This is a genomic window from Rahnella victoriana (genome assembly GCF_004330295.1).
Taxonomy (GTDB): Bacteria; Pseudomonadota; Gammaproteobacteria; order Enterobacterales; family Enterobacteriaceae; genus Rahnella; species Rahnella victoriana.
Genome location: NZ_SJOJ01000012.1, coordinates 62,894 through 87,000 on the forward strand (window position 1 = coordinate 62,894; position 24,107 = coordinate 87,000).

General features: G+C 58.1%; 24 protein-coding genes. 9 read left to right on the plus strand and 15 right to left on the minus strand.

Features of this window, described 5'->3' with window-relative positions; genetic code table 11:
- Window position 1 precedes the first annotated feature (1 nt).
- The 3 genes from EYY67_RS11880 (at window position 2) to EYY67_RS24850 (ending at window position 2,840) form a co-directional block, all read left to right on the plus strand.
- The gene (locus EYY67_RS11880; protein WP_131693556.1) at window positions 2-1,039 is read left to right on the plus strand and encodes a response regulator; all 1,038 of its coding nucleotides are present in this window, start codon (window positions 2-4) and stop codon (window positions 1,037-1,039) included.
- A 134-nt stretch (window positions 1,040-1,173) separates the two neighbouring features.
- A complete protein-coding gene (gene metK, locus EYY67_RS11885) occupies window positions 1,174-2,319 on the plus strand; it encodes a methionine adenosyltransferase (protein WP_131693557.1) in 1,146 nt (381 codons plus the stop codon).
- A gap of 47 nt (window positions 2,320-2,366) precedes the next feature.
- Window positions 2,367-2,840: a BMC domain-containing protein gene (locus tag EYY67_RS24850; protein WP_131693558.1), complete on the plus strand. Its 474-nt coding sequence runs from the start codon at window positions 2,367-2,369 to the stop codon at window positions 2,838-2,840.
- A 66-nt stretch (window positions 2,841-2,906) separates the two neighbouring features.
- Here EYY67_RS24850 and pduF read toward each other — a convergent pair whose 3' ends face one another.
- The 12 genes from pduF to pduL all read right to left on the minus strand — a co-directional run bounded on the left by pduF (window position 2,907) and on the right by pduL (window position 14,933).
- The gene (gene pduF / locus EYY67_RS11895) at window positions 2,907-3,716 is read right to left on the minus strand and encodes a propanediol diffusion facilitator PduF (protein ID WP_131693559.1); all 810 of its coding nucleotides are present in this window, start codon (window positions 3,714-3,716) and stop codon (window positions 2,907-2,909) included.
- A gap of 55 nt (window positions 3,717-3,771) precedes the next feature.
- Window positions 3,772-4,689, minus strand: coding sequence for a glycyl-radical enzyme activating protein (locus EYY67_RS11900; RefSeq protein ID WP_131693560.1), 918 nt, complete (start codon window positions 4,687-4,689; stop codon window positions 3,772-3,774).
- Window positions 4,690-4,766: 77 nt separating this feature from the next.
- Window positions 4,767-7,313 (minus strand): glycyl radical diol dehydratase GrpM, encoded by a 2,547-nt coding sequence (grpM, locus tag EYY67_RS11905; protein ID WP_131693561.1) that lies wholly within the window; start codon window positions 7,311-7,313, stop codon window positions 4,767-4,769.
- 61 nt (window positions 7,314-7,374) lie between these two features.
- Window positions 7,375-7,680 (minus strand): BMC domain-containing protein, encoded by a 306-nt coding sequence (locus EYY67_RS11910; protein WP_112289093.1) that lies wholly within the window; start codon window positions 7,678-7,680, stop codon window positions 7,375-7,377.
- 9 nt (window positions 7,681-7,689) lie between these two features.
- Window positions 7,690-9,225 (minus strand): aldehyde dehydrogenase family protein, encoded by a 1,536-nt coding sequence (locus EYY67_RS11915; RefSeq protein WP_131693562.1) that lies wholly within the window; start codon window positions 9,223-9,225, stop codon window positions 7,690-7,692.
- A 42-nt stretch (window positions 9,226-9,267) separates the two neighbouring features.
- On the minus strand, window positions 9,268-10,053 hold the full coding sequence (pduB, locus tag EYY67_RS11920; RefSeq protein ID WP_131693563.1) for a propanediol utilization microcompartment protein PduB: 786 nt from the start codon (window positions 10,051-10,053) through the stop codon (window positions 9,268-9,270).
- Window positions 10,054-10,088: 35 nt separating this feature from the next.
- Complete coding sequence (gene grpH, locus EYY67_RS11925) at window positions 10,089-10,370, minus strand: propanediol utilization system shell hexameric protein GrpH (protein WP_095925478.1); 282 nt, start codon at window positions 10,368-10,370, stop codon at window positions 10,089-10,091.
- A 142-nt stretch (window positions 10,371-10,512) separates the two neighbouring features.
- Window positions 10,513-11,727 (minus strand): propionate kinase, encoded by a 1,215-nt coding sequence (gene tdcD, locus EYY67_RS11930; RefSeq protein WP_131693564.1) that lies wholly within the window; start codon window positions 11,725-11,727, stop codon window positions 10,513-10,515.
- 11 nt (window positions 11,728-11,738) lie between these two features.
- Window positions 11,739-12,230: a GlcG/HbpS family heme-binding protein gene (locus tag EYY67_RS11935; protein WP_131693565.1), complete on the minus strand. Its 492-nt coding sequence runs from the start codon at window positions 12,228-12,230 to the stop codon at window positions 11,739-11,741.
- Between the two features lie 9 nt (window positions 12,231-12,239).
- On the minus strand, window positions 12,240-12,506 hold the full coding sequence (locus tag EYY67_RS11940; RefSeq protein WP_095925475.1) for a EutN/CcmL family microcompartment protein: 267 nt from the start codon (window positions 12,504-12,506) through the stop codon (window positions 12,240-12,242).
- Window positions 12,507-12,519: 13 nt separating this feature from the next.
- Window positions 12,520-13,215 (minus strand): flavoprotein, encoded by a 696-nt coding sequence (locus EYY67_RS11945; protein ID WP_131693566.1) that lies wholly within the window; start codon window positions 13,213-13,215, stop codon window positions 12,520-12,522.
- A complete protein-coding gene (pduL, locus tag EYY67_RS24855; RefSeq protein ID WP_278248209.1) occupies window positions 13,212-14,933 on the minus strand; it encodes a phosphate propanoyltransferase in 1,722 nt (573 codons plus the stop codon). Before pduL ends, EYY67_RS11945 begins: the two co-directional genes overlap by 4 nt.
- Window positions 14,934-15,204: 271 nt before the next feature.
- Between pduL and EYY67_RS11955 the strand changes: the two genes are divergently transcribed.
- From EYY67_RS11955 to EYY67_RS11980, 6 genes are read left to right on the plus strand one after another with little or no spacing between them, the layout of a single operon-like run.
- On the plus strand, window positions 15,205-16,023 hold the full coding sequence (locus EYY67_RS11955; protein WP_131693567.1) for an ATP-binding cassette domain-containing protein: 819 nt from the start codon (window positions 15,205-15,207) through the stop codon (window positions 16,021-16,023).
- Window positions 16,023-16,838 (plus strand): ABC transporter ATP-binding protein, encoded by an 816-nt coding sequence (locus EYY67_RS11960; protein ID WP_095925842.1) that lies wholly within the window; start codon window positions 16,023-16,025, stop codon window positions 16,836-16,838. Before EYY67_RS11955 ends, EYY67_RS11960 begins: the two co-directional genes overlap by 1 nt.
- A gap of 4 nt (window positions 16,839-16,842) precedes the next feature.
- On the plus strand, window positions 16,843-18,081 hold the full coding sequence (locus EYY67_RS11965; protein ID WP_131693568.1) for an MDR family MFS transporter: 1,239 nt from the start codon (window positions 16,843-16,845) through the stop codon (window positions 18,079-18,081).
- A gap of 13 nt (window positions 18,082-18,094) precedes the next feature.
- A complete protein-coding gene (locus EYY67_RS11970; RefSeq protein WP_131693569.1) occupies window positions 18,095-19,603 on the plus strand; it encodes an ABC transporter substrate-binding protein in 1,509 nt (502 codons plus the stop codon).
- Window positions 19,603-21,417, plus strand: a complete 1,815-nt coding sequence (locus tag EYY67_RS11975) for an ABC transporter permease subunit (protein WP_131693570.1) — start codon at window positions 19,603-19,605, stop codon at window positions 21,415-21,417. Before EYY67_RS11970 ends, EYY67_RS11975 begins: the two co-directional genes overlap by 1 nt.
- Window positions 21,404-22,339 carry a DMT family transporter gene (locus tag EYY67_RS11980; protein ID WP_131693571.1) on the plus strand — a complete coding sequence of 312 codons (936 nt, stop codon included), beginning with the start codon at window positions 21,404-21,406 and terminating at the stop codon, window positions 22,337-22,339. The genes EYY67_RS11975 and EYY67_RS11980 overlap by 14 nt, the downstream gene beginning before the upstream one ends.
- Window positions 22,340-22,371: 32 nt before the next feature.
- Here the strand turns inward: EYY67_RS11980 and EYY67_RS11985 are convergent, their stop codons facing one another.
- The 3 genes from EYY67_RS11985 to EYY67_RS11995 form a co-directional block, all read right to left on the minus strand.
- Window positions 22,372-22,908, minus strand: a complete 537-nt coding sequence (locus tag EYY67_RS11985) for a GNAT family N-acetyltransferase (protein ID WP_131693572.1) — start codon at window positions 22,906-22,908, stop codon at window positions 22,372-22,374.
- The gene (locus EYY67_RS11990; protein WP_131693634.1) at window positions 22,889-23,197 is read right to left on the minus strand and encodes a type II toxin-antitoxin system TacA family antitoxin; all 309 of its coding nucleotides are present in this window, start codon (window positions 23,195-23,197) and stop codon (window positions 22,889-22,891) included. The genes EYY67_RS11985 and EYY67_RS11990 overlap by 20 nt, the downstream gene beginning before the upstream one ends.
- A gap of 116 nt (window positions 23,198-23,313) precedes the next feature.
- Entirely contained in the window at window positions 23,314-24,084 is a 771-nt protein-coding gene (locus EYY67_RS11995; protein WP_131693635.1) for an ABC transporter ATP-binding protein, read from the minus strand.
- Window positions 24,085-24,107: the final 23 nt, after the last annotated feature.

A 24,107-nucleotide genomic window follows, 5' to 3' on the forward strand; every position in this document is an offset into this window, starting at 1 on the left:
CATGTACAATATTGTGATTGTTGAAGACGAACTCATTGAATCTGAATCTTTACGGCGGATTGTCTCTCAGTATGTCGATAATTCTGTGGTACATGAAGCCAATACCGGGAAAAAAGCCATCCAGCTGATCGACAATCTCGATCAAATCGACATGATGTTTGTCGATATTAATATTCCGCTGCCTAACGGCAATCAGGTGATTGAATATCTGCGCCGTAATAGCGCCAGCACCAAAGTGATTGTCACCACCGCCAATGACGATTTTGATATCGTGCGCAGCATGCTCAATCTGAAAGTGGATGATTATCTGCTCAAACCGGTGAAGAAAAGCACCCTGACCGACGCCATCAGGAAAACCCTCGATGTCAGCGACGTGGATATCGCCGCGTCACGCGCGCTGAAACAGAACGTCGATACGATGATCGGGCAGTGCGACTATCCTCAGTGGCACAGGTTTCTGTTTGACGCCCTGGATGACGCCTGCGCCAGCGGCCGGTGCGAATTACTGACCGATGTGCTCGGCATCGTGCATCAGCATCTTCTGGCAACGGGGGAGAAAGGTCAGCCCGCCGCGCAAAAATTGACGGCGCTGATGCAGGAGATCAGCCAGTCCGGCGTTTCTGCCCGCTCCTATTACCGCATTATGTCTGCCCTGCTGAGCATCAGCGAAACCCTGTTCGACCATGCGCTGAAGCACTTCAGCGGCACGATGAGTTTTATCGACCGCGCCCGCTTCCACATTGAGAAAAACATCCTCAATAATCTGACCCTCGACGAGATTGCCGCGCGATCTTTCGTCAGTTCCTGTTATCTCAGCCGGGCGTTTAAGAAAATGACCGGTGCCGGTTTCTCAAACTACATTGCCAGCCGCAAGTTAAGCGTTGCCAAATCGCTGTTGCAGTTCAGTGACCTGAAAATCAACACCATCGCGCTGGAATTGTCCTGGCAGGACGCCAACTATTTCTGCCGGATCTTTAAAAAAGAGACCGGTATGGCGCCGTCGGATTACCGCAAAATCGTCGCGCCGGAAACCTGTTAAGCCGCTGGCAGGTTAATTTTGTGCGCCGCCGTCGCGCGAGGGCAAAAAAGTCCACCCTGCCCGCAAGATAATGTACGCCGCTTTCACCGGTCGCCCCCTACCATGGGGGAACCTTTGAACAATGTGGCACAGCTTTGGACGATATCCTTTTTACCTCTGAATCGGTTGCCGCCGGGCATCCGGACAAAATGGCCGACCAGATAGCGGATGCCATTCTGGATGCCTGTCTTTTGCAGGATCCGCAGGCCAGAGTGGCCTGTGAATGTCTGGTCAAAACCGGCATTGTCATTGTGGCGGGCGAAATCAGCACCACCGCCAGCGTCGATATCGAATCTGTTGTCCGCCAGACCGTGCGGGAAATCGGCTATGACCATTCACGGCTGGGGTTTGATGGCGCGACCTGTGGCGTACTCAATATGCTGGGCAAACAGTCTGCCGATATTGCACAAGGCATTGGCGGCGCGGATCCTGAATCGTTGGGCGCGGGCGATCAGGGCATCACGTTCGGATATGCCTGCAACGAAACGCCGGAATACCTGCCCGCCACGCTGGTGTATGCGCACCGGCTGATGATGCGTCAGGCCGCGTTACGCCAGTCAGGACAGCTTCCCTTCCTGCGTCCTGACGCCAAAAGTCAGGTCACATTACGCTATCGCCAGCATCAGGTGATCGCCGCTGATACGTTGGTCATTTCCACGCAGCATTGCCCGGAGATTTCCCTTACCGACCTGCGCGAAGCGGTGCTGGAAGAGATCATCAAACCGGTTATGCCTGCCCGCTGGATCACGCCGCAAACCCGCTTTCTGATTAACCCCGCCGGACGCTTTGTCACCGGCGGTCCGGCAGCCGATTGCGGCCTGACCGGCAGAAAAATCATCGTGGATACCTACGGCGGCGCGGCACGTCAAGGCGGCGGTGCCTTTTCAGGTAAAGACCCGTCGAAAGTGGATCGCTGTGCGGCTTATGCGGCGCGTTATGTGGCGAAAAACATCGTCGCGGCCGGGCTGGCGGAACGCTGTGAAGTCCAGTTCGCCTGGGCCATCGGCCTGCCCCGTCCGGTTGCCATCCGTATCGATACCTTCGGCAGCAGTCCGCTGACAGAGCAACAACTTGTCCAGCGGGTTAACCGTCATTTTGATCTCAGCGTCGGCGGGATTATCGCCATGCTGGATTTACTTGTTCCCCGTTATCGTCAGACCGCCTGTTACGGCCACTTTGGTCGTGACATGTTCCCGTGGGAAAAAACCGACAAAGCCCCGGCACTGCGCGATAACGCCTAAACAGTGCACGACGCACTTCACCATGAATCTGATAACAGGAGCGACTTATGCCCGGACAAAGTTTGGGATTAATAGAAACCGTCGGTCTGGCCGCGGCGGTGGAAGCCGCAGATGCTGCGATGAAATCCGCACATGTCACGCTGGTCGGCTATGAACTGACGCTGGGCGGCGGCATGGTCACCGTCAAACTGGAAGGCGAAGTCGGTGCCATCAATGCCGCCGTCGCGGCAGGTGTGCTGGCCGCCAGCAAGGTCAGTACCGTGGTGGCACACAAGGTGATTGCCCGCACCGCGCAATACATCGAAAGCATGATTTATTCCGCAGACACGACAGGCCTCACCCCTGCGGAACCTGAGATTACGCCGCAGGAAAATCCGCACACCATCCCGGTGGTGAATGTGGAAGAAACACCGGATGTCTCCACATGTATGGATTTTCCTGAAGCCGCGAAACAGGAAGATGTACCGCCGGCTAGGGAGAACAAAAAACCAAAGCCCCGTGGCGCTAACCATCGAAAATAAGCGTAACCCGCACCATAAAAAACGGCGATGCACAGGCACCGCCGTTTTTTATTGGTTGAAAGAAAGCTACGGTTTGGCGACCTCCGCCACCGGCGCACTGCCCGGCAGGTTTTTACCGATACACAGGCGATACACCGCCGCCCCCAGACAGGCACCGATCACCGGCGCAATAACCGGGATCAGGAAGTAAGGAATGTCGCGGCCACCGGTCATGGCGATGTCGCCCCAGCCGGCAAAGAAGGTGAATAATTTCGGGCCAAAATCACGCGCCGGATTCATGGCAAACCCGGTCAGCGGGCCGGTCGAGGCACCGAGAACCGCCACCAGAATGCCTATCAGCAAGGGGCCGAGCGGGCCACGCGGCACGCCGTTACCGTCGTCTGTCAGCGCCATGATCAGCCCCATCAGAATCGACGTGATAACAATTTCAATAAATGCCGCCTGCCACACGCTGATCGCGGCTGACGGGTAGGTACTGAAAATGCTGGCCAGTTGCAGGCTTTCCGCACTGCCGCGCACCATGTGGTTGGCGGTTTCAAAATTGATAAACAGGTTGTGGTAGAACATGTACGCCAGCAGCGCGCCGCCGAATGCACCGGCCACCTGCGCAATAATGTAAGGCACCACCTTGCGCGCGGGGAAACGGGCGAACAGCCACAAGGCGATGGTGATCGCCGGGTTCAGATGTGCGCCGGAAATCCCGGCGGTGAGATAAACAGCCAGCGAGATCCCCAGCCCCCAGACAATGCAGATTTCCCACAGGCCGAAACTGGCTCCGGCCACTTTCACTGCACAGAGACAACTGATGCCGAAAAACAAAAATAAGCCGGTACCGAGAAATTCTGCAATGCACTGCGTCTTTACTGAATCATGCATACAACGACCCTTTTGTGATTATTGTTATACGAGGCTGGATGTCCTGACCGGAAACTCAGCCGCCGATATGGCAATGAAAACCTGATGACTCGACTTCTTTTTTTAATATTTCAATTTTTGATTCCGCAATACTTTCTGCCTCACCCATCGGATAAATACGCCCGAGCAGGCCATATTTATTTTCACCAAAAGCGTGATAAGGCAATAAATGCAGGGTATCGACATTGGACATCAGCCGCGCAAATTCCGCGATATGGTGAATTTCTTCCGTATTATCGTTAACGCCGGGGATCACCGGAATACGCACAATCACTTTGGTCAGAAACGAAATACGCAATAAATTTTCCAGGATCAGGCTGTTATCCACCCCGGTATTGGCGAAATGCACCGCCGGATTGACCGCCTTGATATCCGTCAGCGCCAGATCGACATAAGGGAACACATCCGCAATCACCTCAGGCGTGGTGAAGCCGGTGGTTTCCATTGCGGTATGCCAGCCCTTCTCCTTGCAGGCTTTCAGCAGTTCACGGGCGAACACCGGCTGCGCCAGCGGTTCCCCGCCGGAAAGCGTGATGCCGCCACCGGAACGCCGGTACAGGTTTTCTTCTTTTTGTAATTCGCGCATGACTTCCGCCACCGTCATGCGTTTGCCTTTCATTTCCAGCGCCTGCGTCGGGCACACCTGCGTACATTCGCCGCACTGAATACACCGCTCGCGATCTATAAAGAACGCGTTGCTGACCGATAATGCCTGGTGTTTACACACCTCAAGACATTTACCGCAACGAATACACTCACTTTTCTTAAACAATAATTCCGGCTGCGGACGTTGCGATTCCGGATTACTGCACCATTTGCATGATAGCGGGCAGCCTTTAAAAAAAGGAATGGTGCGGATCCCCGGTCCGTCGTGCAAAGAATAGCGCTGGATATTAAACAGCACGCCTTCAGTTTGGTAATCGACTTTATTCATACTTGACCCGCCATCCGCGCCACAGGTTATTTAAAAAACGGGCTATGTATTGCTACATAGCCCGTGAAGGTTGCTGATCAGAATTGTTGTTCTGTCCGGCTGATAATGTCGTCCTGCACTTCTTTCGCCAGCACCACAAACTGCGCACTGTAACCGGCGACGCGCACGACCAGATCCTGATGTTGCTGAGGATTGTTCTGCGCTTCGATCAGCGTTTTGCGGTCGATGACATTGAACTGGACATGCATCCCTTTCTTATCAAAGTAGTTACGCACCAGACCGCTGAAATGACGCAGCCCCTGTTCTCCGGCCAGTGAAGACGGCAGGAATTTCTGGTTGTAGAGTGTGCCGTTGGAGGCAATAAAGTGATCGAGTTTGGCCACCGAGTTAGCTGCCGCCGTTGGCCCCTGCGTATCCTTGCCCTGACGCGGCGATACCCCGTCGGCCAGCGGTTCTTTCGCCATGCGACCGTCCGGCAGTGCAGCCACGTCTTTACCAAACAGCACGTTGGCCGATACCGGATAGATCCCGGCCTGGAACTGACCGCCGCGCGGGTTGGTGTATTTTTCGACTTCCTGGCAGTAAATCAGCGCGCACTGACGCGCCACCAGATCCACTTCGTCGATGTCATTACCAAAGCACGGTGAGTTTTCCAGAATGTGGCGAATCTCTTCGAAACGGGAGTTATTCCCTGCCGGAGCCGCAGAGTTACCGCTGGCCAGCTGACGGTACACTTCATTTTTGATGGCGGCCGGATCCAGAGAACCATGCTGTTCGATGATGCGTTTCACCATCTCATGAATTTCCTGTTCTCCCAGCGATGACTTGCCGCCTGCCGCGTGAGGTGCGCTGCCAATGGCATGACCGAAGTTGGCGTCCAGCGCGCTTTTCAGTTCAGTGAGAGACAGTTTGCGATCTTCAAACACTTGTTTCTGGATGGCGTAAACGGAATCCCCGGTGTCAGCAATACCAAAGGCCTGCGGGCCAGTGAAGTTGTAGATCGCGCCGCCTTCCTGTAACGATTTACCGCGACCGATACAGTCATCCACCAGCGCGGAAAGGAACGGTAATGGGCAACGTTCGCCGTGGGCGATATCGACACTGTTACAGGCTTCCACCAGCTGATGAACAAAATGCGCCATCTGTTTTTTGAAGGCCGCAAAGAAATCATCAATGCTGGCGTATCCGGTCATTTCGCCGGTCACCGGCCCTAACTGTTTGTTGCCCGCGCGGCCATTGTTAAGGGTGATTTCCAGCACTTTCGCCACGTTGAAGAAAGCAGCATCGTGCCAGCCTTCCGTACGGTGCGGGGCCTGAGGTTCCACGCAGCCGATGATGCAGTAATCACGGGCGTCGTGCAGCGAGACGCCACGGTTTTGCAACGCCGGAATAATCACTTCGTCGTTGTACATCGCCGGAACGCCCAGCCCCATACGCACCAGTTCACAGGCGCGGAACAGGAATTCATCCGGTGTGCCCTGCCAGACGCGGATGGAGAATGACGGCTGCGGCAGGCGCACATGCGCGGTGGCTTCCATGCACATATAGGTCAGCGGGTTGGTGGCATCGCGGCCATCTTCGGTCTGACCGCCGACGCACAGGTTCTGGAACACCGCGTAACCGGCAAACGCCTGCGCGGAGATTTCATCGCGGGTTTTGTTGATGTCGTTAAGCTTGATCCAGCAGCAGTCCACCAGTTCCTGAGCAAACTCCTGAGAAATGCCGGTATCGGCGGCCAGATACGGATACATGTACTGGTCGAAACGTCCCGGTGAAATAGAGTGACCGCTGGATTCAATCTGCAACATGCTTTGCAGGAACCAGAAGGTCTGACAGGCTTCCCAGAAGGTGCTGGCACCGTTTTCCGGCACACGGTGACAGTTTTGGGCAATCTGTTCCAGCTCGCGTTTACGCACCGGATTGCTTTCCAGCTGCGCCAGCCGCGTGGCTTCCTGCGCGTAGCGGTGGGCAAAGTTGATGGCCGCCTGGTAGCTGATAATCACGGCGTTATAGAATTGCTCTTTTTTAATATATCCCGGCTCTGAACGATCCAGATTGTCCAGTTCGTGCGTCACCAGATTAATAATGCCGCGAAAACCGATTTTCAGGATTTTGCCGTAATCCACACTGACATGCCCGACACCGCCATAGAAATAGTTGCCGACGGTAAACACGCCGCTGGCCATACTTTCTTTGGTGCCTTCTGACATATAAGACGCCGCCAGCGAACTGGTGGTTTTACCCGGCCAGTATTTAAACGCTTCGTGCAGATCGTCAGCGGTTTTTTTTGCGATAATAAACGGGTCCGCCACCCGGTGCTCCATGGTATTAAATTCTTTTTCGACCCAGTCGTAAGAGAATTCAGGGCATATTTCGGTGGAGCGCGGATTAATGGTCACGGCACCGACAATCAGTTCGTCAGGACGAATGGTGACCGGCAGCTCATTAAATATTTTTTCGACCACGCGCGCCCGGCGCATAATAGCGGGCAGTTGTTCGTTTTCTTTATAAGCCTGCGTCGCTAATACTGCGCGCTCAGATTCCACATAAGGTTTCGCATGCAGGATCATATTTTTGAGTCTTACAACACGTTCGGTCGGATTAGAAAAGCCTTTCTCTAACATAGAATAACTCCCGAAATTTATGATTTCACCTTGCGGCAGTAATCGTTTTATCTGCGGATAATCAGAAAGCGCTATTATTATTGTCGTCTTCTATTATTCGCATGGCTTCATTCACGGCGGCAACTTCGCCAAATATGGCCAGCGTCGTGATATGTTGCGGACAACTGCCGAATATTTCCGAGACCACCACATTGGCACTTTTACTGGCGGCATCGGCATAGAAATAGAGATCCGGCACCGGCAACATAATCATGCCAATGGCATCGATACGGATAAGATCAAGCCGTGAACGGAATTCCCCGGGCATCCTGCGTTTTATCATTGCCACGATGTCCGGCGTTGGTGCGTTAATGATGCGTTTTTTCATCGCCGCCCCTTATCTGACGTTAAGGGCCTCGACCATCACGCAGCGACGGATTCTGGCGAATGAACGCGCCGACGTCAGCCCTTCTCCGGTCGGTCCGGCGATGGTGAACGTGGCATGCCCTTCGCCGCCGACACCCAGTCCGGCATAGGAAGGCCCGTTTTTCACGAAAATCGTGGTCTGGATCTGGCGCGCCATCTTGGTGAGTTTTTCGACATTGGTGGAATGCATGATGGCGGTATGCCGGTTGCCATGCTCGACCTGCACCGCCAGCTCAATGGCTTCATCCACGTTATCGACCCGGACGATCGGCAGCACCGGCATCATCAGTTCATGCACCACAAACGGATGATTTTTCTCGGTTTCCACCAGGATCACTTTGGTGTCTTCCGGCGCACTGATACCCAGTTGTTGCAGGATGTAGCGCGCGTCTTTGCCGACAAACGCCGTGTCCGGCCCGCTGCCTTTTTCGTTCAGTATCAGCGATTCCAGCTGGCGAAGAAGGGCTTTGTCACACAGCAGATAACCGCCGCTTTTCTTCATGCAATGGATCAGATAATCCGCCACCTGATTGACGACGATCACTTCTTTTTCCGCCACACACGGCAGGTTGTTATCGAAACTGCATCCGCGAATGATGTCGCGGGCGGCCTTTTCGATATCAGCGGTTTCGTCCACCACCGCAGGCGGATTGCCCGCCCCCGCGCCAATGGCTTTTTTGCCGGAGGACATCACCGTTTTCACAATCGCCGGACCGCCGGTCGCCACCAGCATATTGATGCGCGGGTCATTAATCAGGGCACTGGTGTTGTCGATGGAAGGCTGAGTCACCGTGACGACCAGATTGGCCGGTGCGCCCAGGCTGGCAAGCTTTTGGTTGATCAGTTCCACGCAATATAAAGAGACCTTGCGTGAGCGCGGATGCGGGCTGAACACCACGGAATTTCCCGCCGCCAGCATACCGATGCTGTTGTTAATGATGGTTTCCGTCGGATTGGTGGTCGGCGTAATCGAGCCAATCACGCCGTAAGCTGAAAACTCGGTCAGCGTCAGGCCACTGTCGCCGCTCAGCGCACCGGTGATCAGATCTTCCAGCCCCGGTGTTTTCTGCGCCGCCACGCGGTTTTTAGTCAGCTTGTCGGCATAATTGCCCATGCCGGTTTCTTCCACCGCCATGCGGGAAATATCCTCTAATACACTGTTCTGTAAGAAAACTTCTCGGATGCCCTGAACAAAGGCCGCCCGATCCTGCATGGAACAGTGGCGATACTGCACCTGCGCCAGCACCGCGGCAGCGATCGCCTCGTCCATCGAGGCAAATGCACCGTTACCCGCGTCACAGGCCGGAGACTGCACCGCGATGGCCGGGGTCTGACGGGGCGTCTGTGCCAGCGCCCTGGCGACAATGGCGTCGAGAGAAACGCTGAGCGGCCCCTGAGGTTCCACCGGTACAGGCTGCGGCGCGTTTCCGGCAACCGGCTGCGGTGTGGTTTTGCTAAACCGGCTCAGCACGTTGGAGACCGCCTGAGCAATTTCAATATCATTCATGCTGTTAATTCCTTACTTCACATCGCTTCGCAAGGTTAACCATCAAATATAAGGTTTGGTGGTGGAGCTGATGGGTGCCGGATCCAGCGTGGCAAGCAGTTGCAGCCCCACTTCACGCGCCGCGATCACCGCCTGACGCACCGCACCGGAATCACCGGCAAAGGTGAAAATAACTTCGTTACTGAAGCTGGTGCCTTTCGACGGACTGGCGTACCCCACCGGCTCGATCACTGCCGATTTCGCCGCCACATCGGCAATCACCACGCCGATAGCTGCGGGGGAGGCGCAGGTCATGCCGAAGGCTTTACCGACCGGCGCACCGAAGGCTTTATTCAGCGCAAAGCTGGCGCGGGCGGTGTACTGGAATTCAAGATGCCCGGCCGGGGAGCCGTAAACATCGCCCATGGTGCGTTCAATTTCAGACAGCGCCACTTCAATTGCACGGCGGACGTCGGACACATCAGAAGCACCGAAAATAATTAAACATCCGTGTCCGCCGCCGCCTTCCGTATCACGCGCCAGTTCCACCGATAATATTTCGCTGTTGGTGGCTTTCACCGCTTCATCGGCCGCAAATATATGCGGACCCGCACCGGTGCGCGCCCCAAGAATACCGATAGAGCGATATTTCTTGTCGATATTCATGACGTCATGTAATTGATGATCGACATTGGCAATAACCAGACCAATAGTATGTCCGAGGGCGGTGCCGACAAATTCGGTTAAACCACAACCGGTAATACTGGCGGCTTTTTTATCCCTGGCATGTTCACCGGTCTGCTTATTCACTACTTCAGATATAATCTGCTCAACAAGATTATCTCTCATGGTCAGTATCCTCCGGGTTTATTGACCGACCGTTATTAGCCGACGGCTTTTGGCAGAATTTTTTCCACTTCGATATGCGGACGTGGAATAACATGCACAGACACCAGTTCACCGACTTTCAGCGCCGCCGCAGACCCGGCATCCGTGGCGGCTTTTACCGCGCCCACGTCGCCGCGCACCATAACGGTGACCAGCCCGGACCCAATTTTTTCATAACCCACCAGCGTGACATTGGCGGATTTCACCATGGTATCCGCAGCTTCAATTGCAGAAACCAGACCTTTTGTTTCAACCATACCTAACGCTTCTTGTTGCATAACGACCTCTGATAGTGAGTAGGGGAAGACAATTAACGCACGATGATAATAAGAGCCTCAGGACAAAATGTTTTGCCCGTCAGCCGGACTTTCTTGTTATTCCGCACGGCTTACGGACAATAAAATCTCTCTGTTTTCTGGTTCATTCTTCATGCACCATCTGCGCGGTACCTGTCGCCAGCGCATCCAGCGCAATCATTTTTTCTTCATTGGTCGGGATCACCACCACACGCGGTGAACCGGGAAGTGAAATCACTCCCGCGCGACCGCCGCAGGTGCGCTGATTTTTCTGTGCATCCAGCGTCAGCCCCAGCACGCCAAGGCGTGCCAGCGTCAGTTCGCGCACCAGCGCAGAATTCTCGCCGATGCCGCCGGTGAAAATCAGGGCGTCCAGACGTTTCAGCGAGGTCAGATGCCCTCCCAGATGGCGCGCCAGCCGGTGTACCATCACATCAATCGCCAGCGTCGCCCGCACATCGCCCTGACTGCGTGCCTCCTGAAGCGTGCGGCAGTCGCTGGACGTGCCTGATATGCCGAGCAGCCCGGCCTGACTATTCATCATTTTGTACATCGCATCGAGACTCTGGCCGGTGCAGGTCGCGATGTGTGCCGCCGCACCGAAATCCAGATCGCCACAGCGCGTGCCCATCACCAGCCCTTCCAGCGGCGTCATGCCCATCGAGGTATCCACGCTGCGTCCGTTTTGTACCGCACACACCGAAGAACCGTTGCCAAGATGGGCGATCAGGATGCCGTGATCGTCCGGGTCGAGACCGAGCAAGGTCACCGCTTCGCCCGCTATATAGCGGTGCGAGGTGCCGTGGAAGCCGTAACGCCGCACCTGATAACGCTGCTGGTATTCCAGCGGGATCGCGTAGGTGTACGCCGCCGCAGGCAGCGTCTGATGGAAAGCGGTATCGAACACGGCGACCTGCGGCACCTGCGGTAACAGGGCAATGGCCGCATCGATGCCGGTCAGATTGGCCGGGTTATGCAGCGGTGCCAGCGCCGACAGTGCGCGGATTTTCTCAGTCACTTCAGGCGTCAGCCGCACCGATTGCGTAAACTCGCTGCCGCCGTGAGCGACACGGTGACCGATGGCCTGCACCGCAGGCAGCCACTGCCGCTCCGCCAGTTCCCTGAACAGCACTTTCAGCGCACAGACATGGCTGGCCTCACTCAGCGCAACCGTGGTTTTCTGCCCGTGGTTGTCTTTCAACGTCATGCTGGCGTTATCCAGCCCTAACCTTTCGGCCAGACCCGACAGCACCGGCGCGCCGGTATCAGAAGGAACCAGCGAGAATTTCAGCGAGGAGGATCCGCAGTTAATCACCAAAACCAAAGAACCGAAGGACATGTTGACCCCTGTTAATTATTGCCTGTTGAGAGTACGAAACGGGCGGCGCTGAAACGGCTCAGTGTGTTGCGCGCCACGGTCAGATCCTGTTCCACGCTGCCGCCGCTGAGGCCAATCCCGCCGAGTAACACGCCCTGCGACCAGCAAGGCAAACCACCGCCGATGCAACAAATGCCGTCCTGATGTTGCAGGCCGTAAAGCGCGGCGCCGGGCTGGATCAGCGCCGCGAGCCGGTGAGTCGGCATTTTCAGCGCCACGGCGGTGCGCGCCTTTTGCGGTGCCAGCTGATGGCTGATCAGCAACGCATTTTCCATACTGAAGTAGTAACGCTGATGCCCGCTGGCGTCGGCCAGGCTGAACACCATGGGTACACCGATAGCCTGCGCTTCTGCGGCGGCAAACCCTGCCAGCAGGGCGCAGTCGTCGAGACTCAGCGCAGGGTGTTGCCCGCTTTGCTGACGGGAAATCGCCGCGCAAATCCAGCCGTCGAGAGGGTCATTCATAGCGGCTCCTTATGAGAGATCCTGCGGATCGACAATGCCGACCACGGCCGCATCAATCACCGAATGTTCTTTGCTGTTGCTCATACGCGCTGAACTGCCGGTGGAAATAATGACGATGTCGCCATTTCCTGCGCCGACAAAGTCCACCGCCACCTGCGCGCTGCCGGTGGGCTGATAATTTTCATCGAGACGTGCCACCATCAGTAACTTGGCCCCGTTTAATGAGACGTGTTTGGTGGTGGAGACCAGCGCACCCGTCACTTTTGCCAGATACATAACTCCTCCCGTTTCAGCGGATCACGGTGATGTGCTGCCGCCGGATTTCATCCTGCGCAGCTGGCGTGATCAGCGTGTTGCTGCCGATGCGTAATGTGTCGTTTGCCTGATACAGGCGGATATCCTTCAGGGTGATCAGCCGTTTCTGTCCGCGAGTGTCTTCGCGGCCATCAACCCTGATGCCGTATTGCCCGAGGGCATCGATGTACGCCTTCAGCCGCGCCTGTAATGGGGGCGCAAAACCGCATTCACTGAGATGCAGCAGTTCAGGGTTGAGGGTGACAATCACCGGCGTCTGGTTGCGTAAGGCGTGGAACACCTGCGTTGTCGCGAGGTTGTCGCGCAAACCCAGCGCGATTTTGCTCAGGCTGTTGGTGGACAGCGCCGGTAAATACAGGCTGTCATCGGCACCGGCGGGCAGCTCTGACGGCTCGGCCGCCGTGCACAATCCTGCAAGTTCTGGCAGTAACGCGGCTTTCAGACCGCTCTCACCGGCGCTGTGCGAAAAGGCGACCTGCAACGGATAACCGGCGCTGCTCAGCGCGCGCAGGCTTTTCAGCGTCATCGGCAACGTTGTCAGGTCACTGCCGGTGATCACCACGCGCACGGTTTTGCCTGCGTCATGGCGCGCCGTGCGTTGTCGTACCAGCAGATCGGCGATCGACTTATCAATCAGCCGCGACAGACGCTGATGTTCCGTGGTGTTCATGGGCGCGATCCGCTGCCGGTGCGGAACAGCAAATCGCCGTTGCGCAGGCCAAGGCCGTTGGCTTCTTCCACATCGATATGCAGTTCCGCCACCGCACCGGCGCTGACCCGCACCAGCACATGACTGAGAATGCCCGCGCGCTGCCCCTGCGCCTGCAAATCGATTTCCATGCCGTTGCGCAAACCGTGGCGTTCCGCGTCCTGCGGCGAAATATGGATATGCCGCCAGGCCACAATGGTTCCGTGCGGTTTACTGACCCGCCCTTGCGGCCCGACCAGCTCAATCCCCGGCGAGTTTTCCAGATCCCCCGACATCCTGACCGGCGCTTTTACGCCCAGCACAAAACTGTCGGCCACCGAAATTTCAATCTGCGTCGTGCTGCGCAGCGGGCCGAGCACCCGCACATTGGGGATATCGCCTTTCGGCGTGCGCAAGGTGACGGTCTCTTCGGCGGCAAACTGGCCGGGCTGTTTTACCGCTTTCAGGTGAGTCAGTGTCGAGCCGTAACCGAACAGGGCGTCCATATCTTCGCGGCACAAATGCACATGGCGGTTGGAGATGCCGACCGGCACGGCGAACGCAGGTGCGCGGTATTCGTCGCCTCCGGCGAGGCAGGAAAGCAGCCGCTCCACATCCGCCGCAGAAGGCTGGCAGGGATTAGTGACCGTGCAACCATCCGCCAGCGCGGCATCGGCCAGTGCCGGACGCAGGGCGTCAAATGCCGCCAGATCCGTACCGAGTTCTTTTAAGCTGCGGGGAATACCAAACTGCAGATTGAGCTGGCGGATTTTCTCTGCCAGCCGGGCGATCATCGGTTGCGGTTCCGCCGGTCCGATCCCCAGAATGGCGGCACACTGGCTGTAACGGCCGAGGGTGTCGGAAGCGGCGTGCGCGGCGTTGAATTCGATGATTAACGGCAGCAGCATGGCGTTAATTTTGCCGTGGGGAATGTGCAACATCCCGCCGAGGGCGTGCGCCATACCATGCACCAGCCCCAGACCTGCGGAGTTGAACGCCATGCCCGCCATGCAGGAGGCGTTGTGCATATGGGTGCGCGCCGCGATGTTTTTCTCATCGGCGTAAACCTGGGGTAAATACTGCCAGGTCAGGGCAATGGCTTTTTCAGCCAGCGCATCGCTGAAATCATTCGCGCCCGTTGATACCCGTGCTTCGATGGCGTGGGTCAGGACGTCCATACCGGTATCGACCGCGATATGGCGCGGCACGCTCAGCACCAGTTGCGGGTCAAGAATGGCGGTATCCGGCACCAGCGCCTGCGACACCAGCGGGTATTTACGGCCGTTTTGCGGGTCGGAAATGATCGCGTAAGAGGTCACTTCCGAGCCGGAACCGCTGGTGGTGGGAATGGCGATCAGCTCGATGGCCTGTTGCTGATAATGGTCTTCCAGCGTGACCTTGATGCCTTTGGCCGCATCCAGCGACGAACCGCCGCCCAGCGCAATAATCACATCCGGCCTGAAGGTTTTAAACTGCGCCGCGCCCTCCTGCAAAATGTCGGTACCCGGATCCGACCTGACCTTGCTGTACACCGATACCGTCGCCTGCGGCATGTGTTCCGTCAGGTACGCGGTCTTGCCGGACGTCACCATAAACTCATCCGTGACGATCGCGACTTTCTTATTATTCAGGCTGTTTAATGCAGTGATGGCCCCGTCGCCAAAATACACGCGCGGGCTGGAGAAAAAATAACTCGCCATGAGTACAACACCCTTACTCGTTTACCGACATGCGGCCGTAAAAAGATGCATTTAACCTATCATTCAGTGGCGTAAAGGCCGTTGCTCAGGGTTGTGCAGGTGGAGGACTTTTTTGCCCTGTTCTTTTCATCCCGGGCAAAAAAATGCAGGACGGTGAAAGCGATCAACGACGGGGAAGGAGAGAAAAAGCAGAAATGTTTTGCATCAAATTGACTCGTTTTGTTATGTTATCACATATCAAGTGAATCACAGCGACGGACAGGGTTAGGGAATGACAGAAGACAGGACGCAACATAACGGCCCCGTTCTTGCGGTGGAAAACCTCACTCTCCGTCTCGCCGGTACAGCACGCATCCGTGATCTGAGCTTCAGCCTCCATGCGGGCGAGCGCGTTTGTCTGCTCGGCGCTTCCGGCTCCGGTAAATCCCTGACCGCCAGAGCCATCACCGGTACGCCGCCGGCGGGGGCAGAACTCAGCGGCCATATCCGCGTCAATGGCGTGGAAGTGTGCGGCAAACATCCGGTTTCACGCGGTGCAGCCAGCCGCGTCGCGACGGTGTTTCAGGATACCTCCACGGCCCTCAATCCGCTGATGACACTGGGCAAACAGTTGCGTCTCGCCCTGCCCGCCGCCAGCGCACAAGATATTCACGCCATGCTGGATGCCGTCGGACTGGGGGATATTCCGCAGTTTGCTGCCCGTTATCCGGCGGAGCTTTCCGGCGGCCAGCGCCAGCGTCTGTGCGTGGCGCTGGCGATGCGCTCTTCTTCCCCGCTGTTGCTCGCTGACGAACCGACCACCGCGCTCGACGTGATTACGCAGCAACAGGTTTTACAGGTGATGCGCGATGCCTGCGCCGGTCCGCAACCGCCGCGTGCGCTGCTGTTTATCACCCATGATATTGCCGTCGCCGCGCAGTTATGCGAACGCGCGCTGGTGATGGAAAACGGCGTGCTGGTGGAATCTGCCCGCATGACGCAACTGCTCAGCCATCCGCAGCATCCCTATACCAAACGTCTGGTGCATGCCGCCCGGCAGTCTGCCTTAGTGCATCAGGATACTGCGTCATGGTGCGGGGTGGCGGTCTGATGGACGCGGCATTACATCTGGTCACGGAACCTTTTTTGCATCTGCACAATATCAGCCGCCGTATTGCCCTGCCGGGCGGGTTCTGGCACAGGCAACATAACGCGCTGTTTTCCGGGCTTTCGCTGCACATCGGCCGCCATGAACGCATCGGTCTGGTGGGGGCGTCCGGCTGCGGAAAATCCTCGTTGCTGAAAATATTACTGGCGCTGGATGCGCCGGACAGCGGTGAGGTGTATTGCGAAGGCCGTCTGATCCGCCCCGGTTCCGTGCGCGCCTTGCGCAACTACCGGCGGCGCGTGCAGTACATCGCGCAGGATCCGGCCGGTTCGCTGCCGCCCGGTCAGCGCGTGGGACACATCATTGCCGAACCGCTGAAACGGCTCGGATATACCGGCGATATCCGTCTGCGCGTGGCCGATGTGATGGCGCAGGTCAGCCTGAGCGACACGCTGACAGCACGCGCGGCAGGCGAACTTTCCGGCGGACAGGCGCAGCGGGTGGCTATCGCCCGCGCACTGGCGATCCGGCCGGATTTTCTGGTGGCGGACGAACCGGTCAGCGGGCTGGATTTGCCGCTGCGTGAACAGGTGAAACAGCTGCTGCAACAGGTGACGCACCAAAATGGCATGGGGCTGCTGATGGTCACGCACGATATTTCGATGGTCGCCGGATTGTGCGACCGCTTGCTGGTGATGCACGACGGTGAGATTGTGGAAGACCGCGCCACGCAGGCCGTGTTGCGTGCGCCGGACCATACTCATACGCGGCAATTGCTGCAGGCCATTCCTCATTTACCTTTGACCGTTAACGGATAACCGGATGCTGACCCGTTTTATTGCGCGCCCTTCTGCGCCCAAACCGCCGCTGCTGCTCGCCAGCAGTCTGGTGTTTAACATTGGCTTTTATGCTGTTGTACCGTTTCTGGCGATTTTCCTGCGCGACCATTTATTGCTTTCCGGCTGGGCGATCGGTCTGGTGCTCGGGCTGCGGACGTTTTCGCAACAGGGTATGTTTTTGCTCGGCGGTGCGCTGTCAGATCGTTACGGCGCGCGGGTCATCATTCTGCTGGGTTGTGTGGTGCGCATCGCCGGTTTTCTGCTGCTCGGACTTTCCGACACGCTGGCACCGGTGATCCTCGGTGCCTGTCTGACCGGTGTCGGTGGCGCATTGTTTTCTCCGTCGATTGAAGCCCTGCTGGCACAGGCCGGAACGCACAGTGAAAAAGCCGGCAAGCGCAGCCGTGCGGAATGGTTTGCGCTGTCAGCGGTCTGCGCCGAACTGGGTGCGGTACTCGGGCCGCTGCTCGGTTCTTTGCTCTCCGGTTACGGCTTTCAGCCGGTGGCGCTGGCCGGTTCCGGCCTGTTTCTGATTGCGCTGCTGGTGCTGTTTTTCACCCTGCCCGCCTCGCCAAAACGCGCCGCTGAACTGAAAATTGTGCCCTGGTGGCAGACCTTCCGTCAGCCGCGCTTTGTGGCCTTTATCATCGCTTACAGCGCCTATCTGTTCAGTTATAACCAGCTGTATCTGGCGTTGCCGGTGGAACTGCGCCGGGCGGGCGGCAGCGAAAAAGATCTCGGGCCGCTGTTTGTGCTGGCCTCGGTTCTGGTGATCGTTCTGCAAATGCCACTGGCGCGATTTGCCCGCCGCATCGGAGCCGCGCGGATTTTACCTGCGGGCTTCGGCTTGCTGTCTTCGGCGTTTGTCGCCGTGGCGCTGTTCGCCTGGACGATTCCGCCGGAAGGCTGGCTGCGGCTGATGCCGTCAGTATTGCTGATCACCCTGCTGACGATAGGTCAGATGCTGATTGTGCCGGTCGGGATGGATCTGATCCCGCGTTTTGCCGGGGAGCATAATCTCGGCGCGCATTACGGGGCGCTCTCGTCAATGGGTGGCGTCGCGGTGCTGGCGGGCAACTTCCTGCTCGGCGGCCTGCTCGATAACGCCCTGACGCCCTCTCCCGATGCGGTCATTCCCTGGCTGGCGCTGGCCGCCGTTCCTTTTTTAAGTGCGCTGGCAATGTGGCGGATCTGCCGCCAGTTGCCTCCTCCTGTTATCTGACAAGGAATTTCTGATGCCCCTGAAACTGTTAAGCCCGCTGGCCGGGCTGCTTTCTGCTGCCCTTTTGCTGACCGGTTGCTTCAATGAAGCCGATAACGCCACCCCGAAAAGCGCCGACCCGCGTCTGCGGCTGGCGATGTTGCAGCCGCCACGTTCCGGCCTGACACCGCTCAGCGATGATGCCTTTAAGCTTTCGCGCTGGAGTACCGCCGAAACGCTGGTGGTGCTGGATAAACTCGGAGAAGCGCAACCGGCGCTGGCGACAGACTGGCAGCAAACCGGCGACAGAAGCTGGCGCTTTGCGTTGCGCCCGGACGTGACATTCCACGACGGCAGCGTGCTGGATGCCGCCACCGTGGTCAATGCCCTGACGGTGACCGCGCACGCCACACCGAAACCGCGCATTCTCGATGGCGTCCAGCTGACCGCTGTCGCCGACGGTGAACGGGCGGTGATCGTGACCACCGCGCAGCCGGATCCGTTGCTGCCGCAGCGTCTTTCCAGCCCGCAACTGGCGATTCTTTCGCAAAAAGCCTACCGCGACAACGGCGTGGTGGATCCGCGTCATGCCGGTTCCGGCCCGTTCGAACTGGTGCAGGTGAACGGCACCAGCAGCGCAAGGCTGGAGCGTTTCGACGGTTACTGGGGTGAAAAGGCCAGGGCCAGCGGTATCGATGTCAGTTTCGTGCCGGACGGCACCGCGCGTGGCGCGGCATTGCGCACCGGTTCGGCGGATATTGTCGAGGCAATCCCCGTCTCTCAGGCACCATTGCTGGATCAGACTTTAATTCATGAAGTGCCGATGCCACGCACCAACACGTTGTACCTCAATACGCGTCTCGGCGTGATGCAGGATCCGGCGCTGCGTGCCGCCGTTCGCGATGCCATCAACCGTCAGCAACTGGTGGATAACGTCTACGAAAAACGGGCGGATGTGGCACAGGGGCTGCTCGGCCCTGCGCTGCCGTGGGCGGCAGAACTGCGCCAGCCGGTGAGTCATCCGCTTGCCGCCGCTAAACCCGCCGGTCAAACCATTACGCTTGCCACTTTCAGCGATCGCGCTGAATTGCCGGAAGTGGCGGTGTATCTGGCGCAGCAACTGACAACCGCCGGATTTAGCGTGAAACAGGTGGTGCGTGAGTACTCGCAAATCGAAACGGACGCGCTGGCGGGCAAGTTTGATGCCTTTATTTTATCGCGCGCCACGGTGCTGGATTCCGGTGATCCGGTGGCCTACATGTACAGCGATTTTGCCTGCAAGGGCTCGTTTAACATCGCGCAACTTTGCCGCCCGGATATCGATCAGGCGCTGCAACAGGCGTCCGCGATCCCGGCGGGTGCGGAACGTCGTCAGGCCATTATGCACGCGGAAAACCTGATCCTCGCCACCGACGCCGCGATCCCGATGCTGCATGAGCGTGTTATTCAGGGCGAAGCGGCAGACCTGCGTGACGCCGTGCGCGACCCGCGTGAACGCACCTTAATCAACTCCGCAACACAACGTGTGGTTCAGGTTGACTGATGAGTGAGTCTCTTTACTGCCGCACCTGCGCGGGCGTCAGCCGTCTGCGTACCGGCCAGCACCGGGGCGCATGGCTGCCGCTGATTTCGCGGCTGCTGACACTGGCCGCCATTGTCATGCTGATCGGCCTGCTGCCGTGGCTGTCCGGCAGTGATCCGGCGCTGACCTTGTTGCGCGCCCGCTCCGCAGATCAGGAAGCCACGGCAGAAACCCTGAATGCCATCCGCCTGTCGCTCGGACTGGATCAGGGACCGTGGCACGCGCTGGTTCACTGGCTGGGCGGATTACTGCAGGGCGATGCCGGTGTGTCCTGGGTATCCGGTCTGCCGGTGTTGCCGGGCATGTTGCGGGCGGCCGGGGTTTCCCTGACGCTGATGGCCTCGTCGCTGCTGGTCGCTTTCATCCTCGCGATGCTGCTGTGCGCGGGTACGATGATCCGGGGTTTGCAGGGCGGCACGCCGCGTCCGGCTGGGTTTCTGGCAGCGCTGCTGACTGCGCTGCCGGAGTTTTTGCTGGCCTCCGTGTTGCTGATTACGGGCGCGGTCTGGCTGCAATACTTTCCGCCGTATGGCTGGCTGGGCTGGCATTACGCCGTGCTGCCTTCGCTGGCGCTGGGGATCCCGGCGGGAGGATATCTGGGACGGCTGTATTCCGATGCCCTCAGCGGCGCATTTAATGAGAGCTGGCTGACCACCTGGAGCGTGCTGGGGATTTCGCGTCGCCATACCGCCCTGGCGGTTATCCGCCGCGCCTTGCCGGGCGTGATGCCGTTAACCGGCCTGGTGCTGGTGTCCCTGACCGGCGGCGCTGTTGCGGTGGAAAAGGTATTCGCCATTCCCGGCCTCGGGCGTGCCACACTCGGCGCGGCGGCGGCGGGAGATTTACCGGCCTTACAGACCGGCGTGCTGATCCTGCTGTTGCTGGCTTCCGTTATGGGCATGATGACCGGTGCCGTCCGGCGTGTATTACTCGGTCGCGCCCTGACACTGGGCGCATTGCCGGTGCCGCAACCGGTCAGCGCCGCAAACACGTCGCGGCCGTGGATCCCGCTGTTATGCCTGGCCCTGCTGATCATCATGGTACTCGCCGGAATATGGCGTGACCCGCTGACCTCTGGCGCATTACGTTTGCAGCCGCCCTCCTTCGCCCTGCCTTTTGGTGCTGATGCCATGGGGCGTGACCTGCTGGCTCGGGTGGCGCAGGGCACGCTTAATACCTGTTTACAGGCGCTGGCCGTTTCGCTGATGTGTCTGATGGCGGGCGTATCCGCCGGTGCGTTTCCCCGCATCATGGCCGGTCCCATTGAGACCACCAATGCCCTGCCACCGGTGATTGCCGGGCTGGTGGTTGCCGCCGTCAATGGCCCGACGGCGACCGGTGCCCTCATCGCCGTGACTGCCGTCAGCTGGGCACCCCTTGCCGCGCATACCGCCGCGCTGGTGGCCGAAATACGTGCCAGACCCTACATGAAAATGCTGCCGGTGGTGGGCGTTGGCGCGTTGCGCCGTAATTTGTTTTATGTGCTTCCGGCACTGGCCGGGCCGTTAATCCGCCATACTTTGTTGCGGCTGCCGGGTATCGCGCTGGCGCTGGCGTCGTTGGGTTTTCTCGGGCTTGGCGCACCGCCGCCCGAACCGGAATGGGGCCGAGTACTGGCGGAAGGAATGCCGTATATCGAACGCGCGCCGTGGAGCGTGCTTGCCCCGGCCGGTGCGCTGGCGTTGCTGTCCGTGATGGCGGTGACCGCAGGCAGTTTTCGCGTTAAGCTGTCGCCTCGCTTTTTTAACAGGACGACAGCAAATGGATCCGCGTAAACCGCTGGACGGATTCGCCAGCAGCGTGATGATTGGATTATGTATTATCTGGGGTGTGCAGCAGGTGGCGATCAAAAGTGCCGCTGCGGATATCGCGCCGCTGTTGCAGGTGGCATTGCGCTCCGGGATGGCTGGTTTTGCCGTGATGGTGCTGATGCTGATACGTCAGCGGAAAATCCCCTTCAGCGCAGCCACCCTGCTGCCCGGATTGCTGGTTGGCTTGCTGTTTTCCGTCGAGTTTATGTTTGTCGCCGAAGGATTGCGGTTCACCACCGCCGCGCACATGGCGGTGTTTCTGTATACCGCCCCCCTCTTTGCGGCGCTCGGGTTGCATTTTCTGGTGCCGGAAGAACGTCTCAGCGCCCTGCAATGGGCCGGCGTGGGCGTGACTTTTATCGGCGTCATCGTCGCCTTTATGTTTGGCGGTCACAACGGCGCGGTTCCGCAGGCCAGCAATATGCTGCTCGGCGACTTCTTCGGTCTGCTGGCGGGCGCTTTCTGGGGCATGACCACGATTGTGGTTCGCCGCAGCGCATTGTCGTCGGGCAGCGCCACCATGACATTGTTCTATCAGCTGGCAGGCGCGTTTGTCCTGCTCGGCGCAATGGCCCTGCTGACCGGCCAGACGCAATTGCGCTTCACCCCGGTTTCAGTCAGCAGCATGCTGTTCCAGACGGTGATTGTGACGTTCGCCAGCTATCTCGCCTGGTTCAGCCTGTTACGTCGTTATCAGGCATCGCGTCTGGGCATTCTCTCGTTTATGACGCCGGTATTCGGCATCATCGCCGGTGTGGTGTTGCTGCATGAACCGCTGAAAGGGAATTTTATCCTCGGCGCCTTACTGATCCTGCTGGGGATTATGACGGTCAGCGCGGAAGGTCTGTTGCGCCAGTGGGTGGCAAAGCGGCGGCGGGCGGTGTAGGTTCAGGTCCTCCCGTAGCGGGAGGACGCTTTTCATGCGGCAAGAATATGCTGGATCCCCAGAAACATGGGCACGGCGCCAAAGGCATTGGCGGGCGCATCCAGTTGTACAAATCCGAGTCGTACATAGAAATTAACTGCCGCGGGCGCGGCATCCAGATAAACGCCTTTGACCGGTAACGCGGCATGAATAATTTTGATCTGCTCAAAAAACGCCAGCAGCAAATCCTGCCCGTAACCGCGGTTCTGAACTTTGGTCGCGACCCCCAGCATAATGAGCCGCACAACGCCGACTTCGAGAGGAAGAGAGCCACTTACCGCCCCGGCTAACTTCCCCCGCTCCAGCCAGTACGCTGAAAAAGTGCATACCCCGAAAAGCTCGCCGGTCTGTGCATCGATCAGGGCTTTGGCGGCACAGTTACCGTCCCGTACGCTTTTCTTTAGCGAATTGCGCACAAAGGCATTCAGCACCGGATTCCCGCAGTCAAAATGTTTGTTGCCGGGATAAGTGATGTCCGCCTGATAGCGACACACCATCACGCCGGTGGCTTTACTCTGCAGATTGACCATCTTTCTTTCTCCGCATTAATCCCTGTAATGCCAGCGTCGGCGCAGCCGGTTCCGAGATAAGCTGATTGATTTGCTGCCAGCCTTGCGCCGTCAGTTCACGACGACGCTGATTATCCAGCACGCTTTCCGCACGTTCGATGGCGGCATTGAGGATAAACGCACTCAGATCCAGCCCGGCGGCCGCCGCCGCTTCACGCAGCATTTCCTTCAAATCCGGGCTGGTTTTTAATTCAACTCTCGCGCTTTTGATATTGCGGGCGTCAGAGGGAAAAACTTCAACTTTGGGCATCATGACCTCTCGATTAAGATACGGCTGTCAGCCGTACGCAATAATCTACGCCTGCTGCCCGCAGGGGTCAACACTGTACGGGTGATAACCGTACGGTGTTGACCGTTCCCTTACCCTCACAACATCACTTTTGCCGCCATTTCCCGGCTGTAATCGCGGCTGGCATCCACCAGCACGCGGGTGTAATCGTCGGTGATATCGCCGCGCAGCAGGGCATCGGTGTCCAGCGTTTCGAGGATTTTGCCGTATTTCATCACCGCCACGCGCTGGCAGAGATGGGCGATAACCCCCAGATCGTGGGTGACCATCAGATAGGTCAGTCCTTCCTCTTTTTGCAGATCGAACAGCAAATTGAGGATTTCCGCCTGCACGGAGACATCCAGCGCGGAGGTCGGTTCGTCGAGCAGTAACACGCGCGGTTTCAGGATCAGCGCCCGCGCAATGGCCACGCGCTGGCGCTGTCCGCCGGAAAGCTGATGCGGATACCGGCTGCGGAATGCCCGGTTCAGGCCGACTTTTTCCAGAATGGTGTTGATCCGCTGTTCGCGCTGGTCGATATGGTGAATTTGCAGCGGCTCTTCCAGAATATCGCCGATGGTATGGCGCGGATGCAGCGAGCCATACGGGTCCTGAAACACCATCTGCACCAGCCGGCAACGCTCGCGGCCAATGCGGTGTTCGAGCTGCTGACCCTCGATTTCCAGTTCGCCCTGCCAGTGGGTAAACAATCCCGCCAGACATTTCAGCACCGTAGTTTTGCCTGAGCCGGATTCGCCGACCAGCCCGAAAATCTCGCCTTCGCGCACGGCGATATTCACATCGGTCAGCACCTGGGTGGTTTTCGCCCCTTCACCAAACGTCAGGTTCAGGTTGCGCACGTCAATCATGGTTTTCTGTGGCATAGGTGCTC

Bases quoted from the DNA above. Each gene is read 5' to 3' on its own strand.
- EYY67_RS11945 (WP_131693566.1), bottom strand. From the start codon at position 13,215: ATGAACACCACGGAACATCAGCGTCTGTCGCGGCTGATTGATAAGTCG.
- EYY67_RS11955 (WP_131693567.1), top strand. From the start codon at position 15,205: ATGACAGAAGACAGGACGCAACATAACGGCCCCGTTCTTGCGGTGGAA.
- EYY67_RS11880 (WP_131693556.1), top strand. From the start codon at position 2: ATGTACAATATTGTGATTGTTGAAGACGAACTCATTGAATCTGAATCT.
- tdcD (WP_131693564.1), bottom strand. From the start codon at position 11,727: ATGTCCTTCGGTTCTTTGGTTTTGGTGATTAACTGCGGATCCTCCTCG.
- EYY67_RS11975 (WP_131693570.1), top strand. From the start codon at position 19,603: ATGAGTGAGTCTCTTTACTGCCGCACCTGCGCGGGCGTCAGCCGTCTG.
- EYY67_RS11960 (WP_095925842.1), top strand. From the start codon at position 16,023: ATGGACGCGGCATTACATCTGGTCACGGAACCTTTTTTGCATCTGCAC.
- pduB (WP_131693563.1), bottom strand. From the start codon at position 10,053: ATGAGAGATAATCTTGTTGAGCAGATTATATCTGAAGTAGTGAATAAG.
- EYY67_RS11980 (WP_131693571.1), top strand. From the start codon at position 21,404: ATGGATCCGCGTAAACCGCTGGACGGATTCGCCAGCAGCGTGATGATT.
- EYY67_RS11995 (WP_131693635.1), bottom strand. From the start codon at position 24,084: ATGATTGACGTGCGCAACCTGAACCTGACGTTTGGTGAAGGGGCGAAA.
- EYY67_RS11985 (WP_131693572.1), bottom strand. From the start codon at position 22,908: ATGGTCAATCTGCAGAGTAAAGCCACCGGCGTGATGGTGTGTCGCTAT.
- EYY67_RS11910 (WP_112289093.1), bottom strand. From the start codon at position 7,680: ATGAAAAAACGCATCATTAACGCACCAACGCCGGACATCGTGGCAATG.
- grpH (WP_095925478.1), bottom strand. From the start codon at position 10,370: ATGCAACAAGAAGCGTTAGGTATGGTTGAAACAAAAGGTCTGGTTTCT.
- EYY67_RS11900 (WP_131693560.1), bottom strand. From the start codon at position 4,689: ATGAATAAAGTCGATTACCAAACTGAAGGCGTGCTGTTTAATATCCAG.
- EYY67_RS11935 (WP_131693565.1), bottom strand. From the start codon at position 12,230: ATGAATGACCCTCTCGACGGCTGGATTTGCGCGGCGATTTCCCGTCAG.
- EYY67_RS11965 (WP_131693568.1), top strand. From the start codon at position 16,843: ATGCTGACCCGTTTTATTGCGCGCCCTTCTGCGCCCAAACCGCCGCTG.
- pduF (WP_131693559.1), bottom strand. From the start codon at position 3,716: ATGCATGATTCAGTAAAGACGCAGTGCATTGCAGAATTTCTCGGTACC.
- EYY67_RS11990 (WP_131693634.1), bottom strand. From the start codon at position 23,197: ATGCCCAAAGTTGAAGTTTTTCCCTCTGACGCCCGCAATATCAAAAGC.
- grpM (WP_131693561.1), bottom strand. From the start codon at position 7,313: ATGTTAGAGAAAGGCTTTTCTAATCCGACCGAACGTGTTGTAAGACTC.
- EYY67_RS11940 (WP_095925475.1), bottom strand. From the start codon at position 12,506: ATGTATCTGGCAAAAGTGACGGGTGCGCTGGTCTCCACCACCAAACAC.
- EYY67_RS11915 (WP_131693562.1), bottom strand. From the start codon at position 9,225: ATGAATGATATTGAAATTGCTCAGGCGGTCTCCAACGTGCTGAGCCGG.
- pduL (WP_278248209.1), bottom strand. From the start codon at position 14,933: ATGGCGAGTTATTTTTTCTCCAGCCCGCGCGTGTATTTTGGCGACGGG.
- EYY67_RS24850 (WP_131693558.1), top strand. From the start codon at position 2,367: ATGCCCGGACAAAGTTTGGGATTAATAGAAACCGTCGGTCTGGCCGCG.
- EYY67_RS11970 (WP_131693569.1), top strand. From the start codon at position 18,095: ATGCCCCTGAAACTGTTAAGCCCGCTGGCCGGGCTGCTTTCTGCTGCC.